Below are 12,281 nucleotides of genomic sequence, written 5' to 3' on the forward strand. Positions count from 1 at the left end.
AATAAATCGGGATTTTATCAAAAATATACTAACAATAAGCTTTTATTAAATTAAGGTTTTTTGTTAAAAAAAATATTAGGTATTTTTTGAAATAATTATGAAAAATTATCGTTAAAAAGGAGAAATTATGCCATTAGTAAATATTAAATTAGCAAAGCCGTCTTTAAGCAAGGAACAAAAAGCGGAGCTTATAGCTGATATTACCAAACTTTTAAGCACGAAATATAATAAAAGTAAAGAAAGAGTTGTGGTGGTTTTAGAAGATGTAGAAAATTATGACATAGGCTTTGGCGGAGAAAGCGTTGAAGCTATCAAAGCAAAGGCAATTAAATGAGTTTAAACATAGGAGATAAAGCACCTCAGTTTGAGCTTTTAAATCAAGATGGGGTAAAAATAGCATTAAAAGATTTTATTGGCAAAAAGGTGATTTTGTATTTTTATCCAAAAGATAATACTCCAGGTTGCACTACAGAGGCTTGTGATTTTAGTTTAAATTATGATAAATTTGGTGGTAAAAATGCAGTGATTATTGGTATCAGTCCTGATAGCGTGGCAAGTCATGAAAAATTTATCTCTAAATTTGATTTAAAACATATTTTACTTAGCGATAGTGAAAAAGAAGTTGCTAAAGCTTATGGAGCTTGGGGGCTTAAAAAAAATTACGGAAAAGAATACGAAGGTCTTATTCGCTCTACTTTTGTTATTGATGAAATAGGTAGGATTGCTCAAATTTATAGTAATGTTCGTGTAAAAGATCATGCTTTAAAAGTGCTTGAAAGTCTTTAATGTTGGTGCATATTTGTTGCAGTGTGGATAGTCATTATTTTATTGAAGAACTTAGAAAGACTTATCCTGATGAAAAAATTATAGGATACTTTTATGATCCAAATATCCATCCCTTAAGCGAATACGAACTAAGATTTTTAGATGTAAAAAGATCTTGTGATAAACTTGGTATTAAGCTTTATAAAGGTGAGTATGAGTATGAAAAATGGCTTAATGCTGTGCGTGGTTATGAAGATGAGCCTGAAAAGGGTGCAAGGTGTGAAATTTGCTTTGATGTAAGAATGGGATCTAGTGTTAAATTTGCTGCTAAAATAGGAGAAAAAAAGCTTACTACTACGCTTTTAACCAGCCCTAAAAAAGATTTAGAACAGTTAAAAAATGCTTTACAAAAAGAATGTGAGCCTTATGGAGTAGAGTTTTTAGCTCCTGATTTTCGTAAAAATGGCGGTACTCAAAGACAGTTTGCTTTAGCAAAAAAGGAAATGCTTTATCATCAAAACTATTGCGGCTGCATTTATGGGCTTAAAAAACAAAAACAAGATAAGAATTTTATTGATGAATTAATGTCTCCTGTAAATAAGCAAATTTTACCTGCAAGTATAGAAGCAAGAATAGCTCTTTATAAAAAAGTAGTTTTATGGGAAAAAAAAGGTATAAAATTTGAAATTTTAAGAGAGAAATTTTTAAATTATCGTCTTTTAAGTGCTTTGATAAAATTAGATAAAAAGCCCGTTAAATCTCATATTTTATTTTATTCGCATTTTAAAAACGCTTATACAAGATTTTCTTTGGATGAGGAAAATTTAAAACAAAATTTAAAAGAAGGCTTTTATAGAAGTACTAAAGATGAAATAGTTTTAGTGGAATTTTGGCGTTTTAATGCATTTTTTAAAAACAAATGGAAAAATTTTGAAGATTTTTTAAAAAGACCTTTAAGTGTTCAAGCAGAAATTAAATGGCGTAATAAATTGTTTGGAACTTATAATCTTAGTCCTATTATCATCCTCGAAAATATTTTACCTTCAAGATATGAAGTGATAGCAAAAAGTGAAATTTATCATGATAATCAAGAGGTGCTTGTAAAAATTTAAGAAATTTATTAAGAAAAACTTTTTTTGTTAATATAATTTTTAATGATTTTTTTATATAATAAAATTTTTAATTGTTTTCAAGGTTAATTTAATAATGATAGATGTAATGCAAATTCAAGAAATCTTACCACACCGTTATCCTTTTTTACTGGTAGATAAAATTACAGAATTAAAAGTTAAAGAAGTGGTGCTAGGATATAAAAACATCAGTATAAGTGATCATGTTTTTATGGGACATTTTCCAGGGCATCCTATTTATCCTGGAGTTTTGATTTTAGAAGGTATGGCTCAAACAGGTGGAGTTTTAGCTTTTGAAAGTATGGAAGATAAAGTGGATCCAAAAAGTAAAGTAGTTTATTTCACAGGCATAGATGGAGCAAAATTTAGAAATCCTGTGCGTCCTGGAGATAGGCTTGATTATGAAATGAGCGTGGTTAAAAATCGTGGTAATATGTGGATTTTTAAAGGGCAAGCTTTTGTAGATGGAAATTTAGTTGCAGAGGCCGAGCTTAAAGCTATGATAGTGGATAAATAATGAAAAAAATTCATCCAAGTGCGGTGATTGAAGAGGGTGCACAACTTGGTGACGATGTTGTAGTAGAAGCTTATGCTTATGTAAGCAAAGATGCTAAAATAGGTAATAATGTTGTCATCAAACAAGGTGCTCGAATTCTTTCAGATACAACTATAGGTGATCATTCTCGTGTATTTTCTTATGCTATAGTAGGCGATATTCCTCAGGACATATCTTATAAAGAAGAGCAAAAAAGCGGTGTTGTTATAGGGAAAAATGCAACTATTAGAGAATTTGCAACGATAAATTCAGGTACAGTTAAAGGAGATGGTTTTACTCGTATAGGCGATAATGCTTTTATTATGGCTTATTGTCATATTGCTCATGATTGTCTTTTAGGTAATAATATTATTTTAGCTAATAATGCAACTTTGGCAGGACATGTAGAGCTTGGAGATTTTACGGTTGTAGGCGGGCTTACACCTATTCATCAATTTGTCAAAGTAGGTGAGGGTTGTATGATAGCAGGAGCAAGTGCACTTTCTCAGGATATAGTACCGTTTTGTTTAGCAGAAGGAAATCGTGCAAGTATTAGAAGTTTAAATTTAGTAGGTACTCGTCGTCGTTTTGATAAAGATGAAGTAGATAGACTTAGTAGAGCTTTTAAAACTTTATTTAGACAAGGAGATTTAAAAGAAAATGCTAAAAATTTGCTTGAAAATCAAGAAAGTGAAAATGTTAAAAAAATGTGCCATTTTATATTAGAAACAAAGCGTGGAATTCCTGTCTATAGGGGTAAAAATAATGCCTAGAAAATGTAGTTTTTGCAATGAAGTGGAGAATCCACAAAGAAGAATTTTAGCAAATGAAAATGATGATGCTTTTATTTGTGAATATTGCGTTGAAGGTGCTTATAGTATTATTTATGGAGAAGAAAAAGAATTTAAAGAACCTAAACAAAGTCATAATACAGAATTTAAAGATATCACTCCAAAAGAATTAAAAGCTTATTTAGATCGTTATGTCATAGGACAAGATAGAGCTAAAAAAGTTTTTAGTGTTGGAGTATACAATCATTATAAAAGACTTTTTAAAGCTGAACTTCAAGATGATGATACAGAGCTTTTTAAGTCAAATATTTTACTTGTTGGGCCAACAGGAAGTGGAAAAACTTTATTGGCGCAAACTTTAGCTAAATTTTTAGATGTACCTATAGCAATTTGTGATGCAACTTCTTTAACTGAAGCAGGATATGTAGGTGAGGATGTAGAAAATATTTTAACACGTCTTTTACAAGCTGCAGATGGAGATGTGCAAAGAGCTCAAAAAGGTATAGTTTTTATTGATGAGATTGATAAAATTGCCAGAATGAGTGAAAATCGTTCTATTACTCGTGATGTAAGTGGAGAGGGTGTGCAACAAGCTTTACTTAAGATTATCGAAGGAAGTTTGGTAAATATTCCACCAAAGGGGGGGAGAAAACATCCAAATCAAGAGTTTATACAAATTGACACTTCAAATATTTTATTTGTTTGTGGTGGAGCTTTTGATGGTTTGGAAACTATCTTAAAAAGAAAACTTGGAGATAAAGTTGTAGGTTTTTTTGATGATGCAAAAGAAGAAAATAAAGCTTTACTTGAGAAAATTGAACCTGATGATTTGGTGCATTTTGGTTTGATTCCTGAGCTTATAGGTCGTTTGCATGTGATTGCATCTTTAAATGAGCTTAATGAAGAAGATATGGTAAGAATTTTAACTGAACCTAAAAATGCCATTATTAAGCAATATCAAAAGCTTTTTGCTATTGATGGGGTAAATTTAAAATTTGAAGAAGATGCTCTAAGAGCTATCGCACAGCTTGCATTGGAGAGAAAAACAGGGGCTAGGGGGCTTAGAAGTATTATAGAAGAAATGATGGTAGATTTAATGTTTGAGTTACCAGAGTATAAAAACTATGATATTGTAATAACCAAAGAAGTTGTTAAAGACAATGCAAAGGCATTATTAATAAAAAGAAAAATAAGTTAAAAGGATAGAAATGATATTAGATCAACTTATAGGATTTTTTTCTAGTGATATGGGGATTGATTTAGGAACAGCTAATACGCTAGTTTTGGTAAAAGATAAGGGTATAGTGATAAACGAGCCTTCTGTTGTAGCAGTTGAAAGAGAAAGGTATGGTTCCAAAGCAAAAATTTTAGCCGTAGGTAAAGAAGCTAAAGATATGGTGGGAAAAACTCCAGGTAACATCGAAGCTATTCGTCCTATGAAAGATGGCGTGATTGCAGATTTTGATATGACTGAAAAAATGATCCGCTATTTTATAGAAAAAACACATCGTAGAAAAAGTTTTTTACGCCCTAGAATTATTATTTCTGTTCCTTATGGTTTAACTCAAGTAGAAAGAAAAGCGGTAAGAGAAAGTGCTTTAAGTGCAGGTGCAAGAGAGGTATTTTTGATCGAAGAGCCTATGGCAGCAGCTATTGGTGCAAGTTTACCTATACAAGAACCTAAAGGAAATTTGGTAGTAGATATAGGGGGTGGAACTACTGAGATCGGAGTGATTTCTTTGGGCGGACTTGTGATTTCAAAGTCTATTCGTACAGCTGGAGATAAGCTTGATATGAGTATAGTTAATTATGTAAAAGAAAAATACAATCTTATCATAGGTGAAAGAACAGGCGAAGAGATCAAAATCACCATAGGTTCAGCAATACAACTTCCAAAAGAACTTTCTATGGTGGTAAAAGGACGCGATCAAGTAAGTGGACTTTTAAGTCGTATTGAACTTACAAGTGAAGATGTAAGAGAAGCAATGCGTGAGTATTTAAAAGAAATTGCTGATGCTTTAAAAATGGTTCTTGAAATGATGCCGCCTGATTTAGCAAGTGATATAGTAGAAAATGGTGTAGTTTTAACAGGTGGTGGAGCATTGATTCGTGGTTTTGATAAATACTTAAGTGAAATTGTACGTTTGCCAGTTTATATCGCAGATGAACCGCTTTTAGCTGTAGCAAAAGGAACGGGTAAAGCTTTAGAGGAAATTTCATTATTGCAACAATTAACCAATGAAGAATAAGATTTTTTATGTTCTTGTCTTAGCCTTTTTGGTTTTTATATCTTTTTATTATGGAGGACTTATCAAGCAAAATGTTCTCCGTGTTAATGATTTTGTTATAGGTAATTTTTATAATATTAAAGATTATTTGGGAAAAAAAATTTCAGAACACTTTAATCAAGCAAATCAAATTCAGCAACTAAAAGCTAGAAATAAAGAATTAGAAGATATTGCTGTAAAGGTAACTAGTTTTGCAAATCAATTAAATCGTATTTTAGAGGATCAAAATTCTACAAAATATTTACCTCAAGTTTCTTTAACTAGAGTTATTTCTTATGTTCAATTGAATGATTATAAAAAATTATGGTTAGATTGGAGCAAAATTCCCGTTGGTAAAAACCGTGGTTTGATATATCAAGGATATACTGCAGGTATAGCTATTAATAAAAATGGTAGAGCAATGGCTCTCTTACAAGGTGATGATCAGTGTGTTTTTTCTGTTTATATAGGAAAATCCAAAGCTCCAGGTTTAATCCAGGGTGAAGATGGCAGGATTGTGGTTAAATTTATTCCAAAATGGGCAAAAATTAATACCGGAGATGAAATTTTAACAAGTGGACTTGATAATATTTTCTTTTCAGATATACCTGTTGGTATTGTGAATAGAGTTAATGATGAAGATATGTATCAAAGTGTAGAAGTAAAGCCTTATGTTAAGATTAGTATTCCTGCTTATTTATATGTAGTAGATAATTTATAAGTCAAGGATTAGACTTTTTAAAAATTTTCTATATTTTTGCTAATTATTATAACTTTGTTTAATGCTAAAAATTTTGTTAAATTATCAAATAAATGTTTATAATTGAATGAGAATTTTATAAAAAATCTTAAATTTCTTTATGTATTATTTCCTAGATTAAAAGCAGAGTGTTTATTTTTTAAAATTATATCGATAATTTCAAAGTTTATAAAACTAATTTTTGTTATAATCAGCCCAAATTTATGCTCTTAGGAAAATTTATGCCAAAACGAACAGATATTAAAAGCATTTTACTTATAGGAAGTGGTCCTATTGTGATAGGACAAGCTTGTGAATTTGATTATTCTGGAACTCAAGCCGCAAAGACTTTAAAAGAATTAGGATATCGTGTAGCATTAATCAACTCAAATCCTGCAACCATCATGACAGATCCCGAATTTGCAGATGCGACTTATATAGAACCCATAACAAAAGAAAGTATTTTAAGTATTATTAAAAAAGAAAAAATTGATGCAATTTTGCCAACTATGGGTGGACAAGTAGCGTTAAATGTTGCTATGGAAGTTTATGAAAGCGGACTTTTAGGAGATGTGAAATTTTTAGGCGCAAATCCTGAGGCGATTAAAAAAGGCGAAGATCGTCAGGTTTTTAAAGAATGTATGAAAAAAATTGGCATGGATTTGCCAAAATCGATGTATGCGTATAATTATGACGAAGCTTTAAAAGCCGTAGATGAAATCGGCTTTCCTTTGATGATCCGTGCTTCTTATACTTTAGGGGGTGCTGGAAGTGGTGTGGTTTACAATATGGACGAATTTAAAGAACTTACCAATACTGCTTTAGCTTTATCACCTATTCATGAAATTTTGATTGAAGAAAGTTTGTTAGGTTGGAAAGAATATGAAATGGAAGTTATACGCGATAGAGCGGATAATTGTATCATAGTTTGTAGCATAGAAAATATCGATCCTATGGGAGTTCATACAGGAGATAGTATTACAATAGCTCCAGCATTAACTTTGACAGATAAAGAATATCAAGTTATGCGTAATGCTTCTTTTGCTATTTTGCGTGAAATTGGTGTAGATACAGGCGGAAGTAATGTGCAATTTGCTATCAACCCAAAAAATGGAAGAATGATAGTTATAGAAATGAATCCAAGAGTTTCAAGATCAAGTGCTTTAGCTTCTAAGGCAACGGGTTATCCTATAGCAAAGGTTGCGACACTTTTGGCAGTAGGTTTTAGCTTAGATGAGATTAAAAATGATATTACAGGAACTCCTGCATCTTTCGAGCCTGTGATTGATTATATTGTAACAAAAATTCCTCGCTTTACCTTTGAAAAATTTCCAGGAGCAAACACAACTTTAGGTACAGCTATGAAAAGTGTGGGTGAGGTGATGGCTATAGGACGCACTTTTAAAGAAAGTATACAAAAAGCACTTTGTTCGCTTGAGTGTTCTTTAAGTGGTTTTGATAGAGTAAAATTTGAAGATAGAAATGATCTTGTTTTTAAAATTCGCAATGCCAATGAAAAGCGTTTACTTTATGTTGCTCAAGCTTTTAGGGAAGGTTTTAGCGTAGAAGAACTTTATGAGCTTTGTAAAATAGATCCTTGGTTTTTAACACAGATTAAAGAAATTGTAGATTTTGAAGAACAAATTGATATGGATATTTTAAACAATAAGGCTCTTTTGAGAAAAGCAAAAACTATGGGCTTTTCAGACAAAATGATAGCTTTGCTTGTAAATTTGAAAGATAATTTAGAATTAAGCCAAAATGATATTTATTATGCAAGAATGAAGCAAAAAATCATCGCAGAATTTAGTGAAGTGGATACTTGTGCGGGTGAATTTGAAGCTTTAACTCCTTATCTTTATTCAAGTATCAATGTAAGCGAACTCACTCAAAGTAAAAACGATACTAAGGATAAAAAAGAAAAAAAAGTGATGATTATAGGTGGGGGGCCAAACCGCATAGGACAAGGTATAGAATTTGACTATGCTTGCGTACATGCTTCTTTTGCGCTTAAAGATATGAGTATTAAAACTATTATGTATAATTGTAATCCTGAAACCGTTTCGACTGACTATGATACAAGTGATATTTTGTATTTCGAGCCTATTGATTTCGAACATTTAAGAGCGGTGATTGAGCGTGAAAAACCTGATGGAGTGATTGTGCATTTTGGTGGACAAACTCCTTTGAAATTTGCTAAGCGTTTAAGTGCTTTTGGAGCTAAGATTATAGGTACTAGCTCAAGAGTAATTGATATGGCAGAAGATAGAAAGAAATTTGCCGAATTTATTACAAAGCTAGGTATCAATCAGCCAAAAAATTCTACTGCAACAAGCGTAGAAGAAGCGGTTCTTAAGGCTAGTGATATAGGGTATCCTGTGCTTGTAAGACCAAGTTATGTTTTAGGTGGGCGTGCGATGCGCGTGGTAAATGATGAGGCTGAACTGAGATTCTATATGCAAGAAGCTGTGGATGTAAGCGATAAAAGCCCTGTTTTGATCGATCAGTTTTTAGACAATGCTACAGAAATTGATGTTGATGCGATTTGTGATGGCAAAGATGTTTATGTTGCAGGAATTATGGAGCACATAGAAGAAGCAGGAATTCATTCAGGTGACAGTGCTTGTTCTTTGCCGCCTTGCAATATCGATGAAAAAATGCAAGAATTTATTGCACAAAAAACCGCAGATATTGCTTTAAATTTGGGAGTTGTAGGGCTTTTAAATATACAATTTGCTTTACATAATAATGAGCTTTATATGATAGAGGTAAATCCTAGAGCTAGTCGTACCGTACCTTTTGTTAGTAAAGCTACGGGTATTCCTTTAGCAAAAGTGGCAACGCGTGTGATGTGGCAAGGAAATTTAAAAGAAGCTTTAAAATTTTATGATACTTTTAAAGTGGTTAATTTTGATACTAAAATTTTACGCCCTAAAACTCCAAAATATATGAGCGTGAAAGAAGCAGTATTTCCATTTGCAAAACTTAGTGGAAGTGATTTAGAATTAGGCCCTGAAATGCGTTCAACGGGTGAAGTTATGGGTATAAGCAAGGATTTTGCAAATTCTTATGCGAAAAGTCAAATTGCATCGTTTAATCATCTTCCAGAGCAAGGCGTGGTATTTATCTCCTTAAAAGATAAGGATAAAAAATATACCAAAAAAATCGCTGCAGAATATGTAAAGCTTGGCTTTAAGCTTATGGCAACAGGGGGAACTTGCAAGGAAATTTTAGAAAGTGGTTTTGAGTGCGAACTTGTACATAAAATTTCAGAAGGACGCCCCAATGTTGAAGATAAATTGAAAAATGGGGAAATTCACTTAGTTATCAATACAAGCGATAGTCACAGTTTTAAAGGCGATACGAAAAAAATTCGTGAAAATATTATTCGTTTTAAAATACCTTATTTTACAAATTTACGATCAGCTTTAGCAGGTGCAAAATCGATTAAAGCTATACAGAGTAAATCTTGCCTAGATGTAAAGAGTTTGCAAGAGTGGCTTAAATCTTGATTTATTTAGCTCAAACAGATACTACGGTAGGATTTTTAAGTAAAAATTTAGAAGAGATTAATGCTTTAAAAGGTAGAGATAAAAATCAGCCTTGCTTAATCACTTCTGCGAAATTTTGCGAGTTAAAAAGTTTAGCAAGAATTCCAAAATCTTTTAAAAATTTAGTACGTCGTTCTAAAAAAACAACTTTTATTTATCCCAATAATCAGGCCATTCGTATTGTGAAAGAGTGTAAACATGCGAATTTTTTAAGTAAAAATGGCTATTTTTATTCATCTTCGGCAAACAAGCATGGAAAAGAATTTGATGAAGAATGGGCTAGAAGTGTTGCCGATATAATACTTGATGAGAAATTTTTCGAAAATATCCCATCAAAAATATTAAAACTTTCAAAGAATAAAATGATAAAAATACGTTAATTAAAGAGCTTTTAAAATATCTTCAAAAGCAATACAAAATTGCTCTAGGCCGTCACTTAATAAGTCATTGCAAGCTTTTTCTCGTTCACTTTGAGAAATGATTTGATTAAGTTCTGTATAAATTTCAAAATTCATTAAAGGTTTTTTAAAATGCATTTTTCCTTTAAATGCCTCTATTGCATCAAGAGGAGCAGTATTAACAGAATTCTCAAAAAGAAGTTCTTTGATATAATAGTCTTTTGGCAGATCATCTCCTTTAACTCCGGTGCTTGCAAACAAGGCGCGAATATTAGGTTCATTTTTTGAGTAGATATTGTTATAAGCTAAATTTGCATTTAAAATTCCAATACGATTTTGCTCCTTAGCCTTAGGATTTAAAAGTCTATCAAAACGACTTACAAAAATACTTATAACAGCTTGTGGTGTTCTAGTGTTTTGTTCTTTTAAGGCTATATTGTTTTTTCTAAATTCGACTAAACCTGCATTTAAAGCTTCAAAACATTTTTGACTTTGTTCAAGAGAAAAAATTAAGGTAGCATTGACGCTAATACCATTTTTCATAAGTTCATACATTACTTCATAAGAAGCTTTTGTAGCTGGAATTTTAATCATTATATTTTCTTTGCCAATAGCACTATAAAGTCTTTTAGCTTCACCTAAACTAAGAGTTGTGTTATCATGAAGTCTTGGATCTATTTCAATACTTATAAATCCATCATTTTTTTGATAAAAAAGAGGAGCTAATTTATCAGCTGCTTTTTGAATATCAGAAATTGCTAATTCTTCATAAATATCTTTTGTTTTTTTTTCTTTTAATTTAAGAATTTTATCTTTATAAATTGGAGAATTTAAAATAGCATTTTTAAAAATAGCAGGATTTGAAGTAGCGCCATTAATTCCATGTGATAATAAATTTAAAAATTCATTATCTAAAAAACTATTTTCTATAAAATCACACCAAAGAGAAAAATTTTTCATTATATTACCTTTATTATTTCTTTTAAGTCTTTTATATCTATGCAAATATCAGCTTGAGAACGTAAAATTTCTTTAGCACAAAATGCAATCTTTAATCCACTTTCGTTAAACATTGCCAAATCATTTGCCCCATCGCCAACACACATCACTTCATCTGTTTTCAAATTTAAAAAGCTTTTTAATCGTTGTAGCATTAAGCCTTTTGAATTTGAAAACATCATTTCCCCACCAACTAGCCCTGTTAAAATGTCATTTTTATGATGCAGATAATTTGCAAAACCGAGGTTAATTCCAAGTTTTTGCATAGCAGGATTTATGCCTTCATGAAAACCACCGCTAAAAATAACAATTTGTATATTTTTAGATTTTAAATATTGGATAAGTTCATGTGCTCCACGCATTAGTGGAAGTGTGCTACTTAATTCTAAAACTTTTTTATAAGACATACCTTTTAAAAAGCTTACTCGTTTTTGAAGACTTTCGAAAAAATCAAGTTCTCCAGTCATAGCATGGCGGGTAATTTCGCTTGTTTGATTACCCTTGCCATGCGCTGTAGCTAAAATATCAATGGTTTCACCATCCATTAAAGTAGCATCAAAGTCAAAAACACAAAGTTTAATCATTAAAATTCGCGCTTAAGCAAAGCTTCTACTTTGAGTATAGTTAAGATATTTTCATCTCTTTTTCCTATACCATAAATCATACCTTTGTCTTTAACTAAAGTTTCAGGTGGTGGATCGATTCTGTTTCTGTGAATTTTAATTGCTTCAGTTAATCTATCTATAACAAAACCAGCATTTCCTCCAACTCCAGTTCCATTTGTCTCACCTCTTAAAACAATATATCTTGTTTGAGGTGTCATTTTAGAACTTCCTAAATGAAAGCGTTGAGCTAGATCAATGAGCGGCATAACATTACCACGCATATTAAAAACCCCTAGAACATAATCAGGTACACTAGGAACTCTAGTATATTCTATAGGTTTGATGATTTCTTGTATATTAAGAATTGGAATCGCATATTCCTCATCTCCAACTACAAAGCCAACAAGTTGGATGATATCATCTTCTCTTTGATCGACATCAGGACCAGCCATCTGAGTTTGCTGTTTTTGCAAAATTTGCTCTAATTTTTCATTACTCATA

General features: G+C 31.6%; 13 protein-coding genes. 10 read left to right on the plus strand and 3 right to left on the minus strand.

Going from position 1 to position 12,281, the window contains the following annotated elements:
• The first annotated feature begins 127 nt into the window (after window positions 1–127).
• From FBE87_RS01290 to FBE87_RS01335, 10 genes are all read left to right on the plus strand, one after another.
• Window positions 128–334, plus strand: coding sequence for a 4-oxalocrotonate tautomerase family protein (locus tag FBE87_RS01290; protein ID WP_002826901.1), 207 nt, complete (start codon window positions 128–130; stop codon window positions 332–334).
• The gene (gene bcp, locus FBE87_RS01295; protein WP_002873457.1) at window positions 331–786 is read left to right on the plus strand and encodes a thioredoxin-dependent thiol peroxidase; all 456 of its coding nucleotides are present in this window, start codon (window positions 331–333) and stop codon (window positions 784–786) included. Before FBE87_RS01290 ends, bcp begins: the two co-directional genes overlap by 4 nt.
• Window positions 786–1,877 carry an epoxyqueuosine reductase QueH gene (locus FBE87_RS01300; RefSeq protein ID WP_002876228.1) on the plus strand — a complete coding sequence of 364 codons (1,092 nt, stop codon included), beginning with the start codon at window positions 786–788 and terminating at the stop codon, window positions 1,875–1,877. Before bcp ends, FBE87_RS01300 begins: the two co-directional genes overlap by 1 nt.
• A 94-nt stretch (window positions 1,878–1,971) precedes the next feature.
• The gene (gene fabZ / locus FBE87_RS01305; RefSeq protein ID WP_002857452.1) at window positions 1,972–2,412 is read left to right on the plus strand and encodes a 3-hydroxyacyl-ACP dehydratase FabZ; all 441 of its coding nucleotides are present in this window, start codon (window positions 1,972–1,974) and stop codon (window positions 2,410–2,412) included.
• Window positions 2,412–3,203: an acyl-ACP--UDP-N-acetylglucosamine O-acyltransferase gene (gene lpxA, locus FBE87_RS01310; RefSeq protein ID WP_002867735.1), complete on the plus strand. Its 792-nt coding sequence runs from the start codon at window positions 2,412–2,414 to the stop codon at window positions 3,201–3,203. Before fabZ ends, lpxA begins: the two co-directional genes overlap by 1 nt.
• On the plus strand, window positions 3,196–4,419 hold the full coding sequence (clpX, locus tag FBE87_RS01315; protein ID WP_002860329.1) for an ATP-dependent Clp protease ATP-binding subunit ClpX: 1,224 nt from the start codon (window positions 3,196–3,198) through the stop codon (window positions 4,417–4,419). Before lpxA ends, clpX begins: the two co-directional genes overlap by 8 nt.
• Before the next feature lie 10 nt (window positions 4,420–4,429).
• A complete protein-coding gene (locus tag FBE87_RS01320) occupies window positions 4,430–5,470 on the plus strand; it encodes a rod shape-determining protein (protein ID WP_002857495.1) in 1,041 nt (346 codons plus the stop codon).
• Window positions 5,460–6,209, plus strand: a complete 750-nt coding sequence (gene mreC / locus FBE87_RS01325; RefSeq protein WP_002859838.1) for a rod shape-determining protein MreC — start codon at window positions 5,460–5,462, stop codon at window positions 6,207–6,209. Before FBE87_RS01320 ends, mreC begins: the two co-directional genes overlap by 11 nt.
• Window positions 6,210–6,469: 260 nt before the next feature.
• Window positions 6,470–9,739: a carbamoyl-phosphate synthase large subunit gene (carB, locus tag FBE87_RS01330; RefSeq protein WP_052796133.1), complete on the plus strand. Its 3,270-nt coding sequence runs from the start codon at window positions 6,470–6,472 to the stop codon at window positions 9,737–9,739.
• Window positions 9,736–10,158 (plus strand): hypothetical protein, encoded by a 423-nt coding sequence (locus tag FBE87_RS01335; protein WP_002851686.1) that lies wholly within the window; start codon window positions 9,736–9,738, stop codon window positions 10,156–10,158. The genes carB and FBE87_RS01335 overlap by 4 nt, the downstream gene beginning before the upstream one ends.
• On the opposite strand, the gene FBE87_RS01340 is transcribed toward FBE87_RS01335, so the two are convergent.
• The 3 genes from FBE87_RS01340 to FBE87_RS01350 are packed head-to-tail and all read right to left on the minus strand — an operon-like array spanning window position 10,159 to window position 12,280.
• Entirely contained in the window at window positions 10,159–11,136 is a 978-nt protein-coding gene (locus FBE87_RS01340; RefSeq protein ID WP_002851728.1) for a transaldolase, read from the minus strand.
• The gene (gene serB, locus FBE87_RS01345; RefSeq protein ID WP_002851598.1) at window positions 11,136–11,759 is read right to left on the minus strand and encodes a phosphoserine phosphatase SerB; all 624 of its coding nucleotides are present in this window, start codon (window positions 11,757–11,759) and stop codon (window positions 11,136–11,138) included. The genes FBE87_RS01340 and serB overlap by 1 nt, the downstream gene beginning before the upstream one ends.
• Complete coding sequence (locus FBE87_RS01350) at window positions 11,759–12,280, minus strand: chemotaxis protein CheW (RefSeq protein ID WP_002826355.1); 522 nt, start codon at window positions 12,278–12,280, stop codon at window positions 11,759–11,761. Before FBE87_RS01350 ends, serB begins: the two co-directional genes overlap by 1 nt.
• Window position 12,281: the final 1 nt, after the last annotated feature.

Source organism: Campylobacter sp. CFSAN093246, assembly GCF_012889415.1.
GTDB classification, from domain to species: Bacteria; Campylobacterota; Campylobacteria; order Campylobacterales; family Campylobacteraceae; genus Campylobacter_D; species Campylobacter_D jejuni.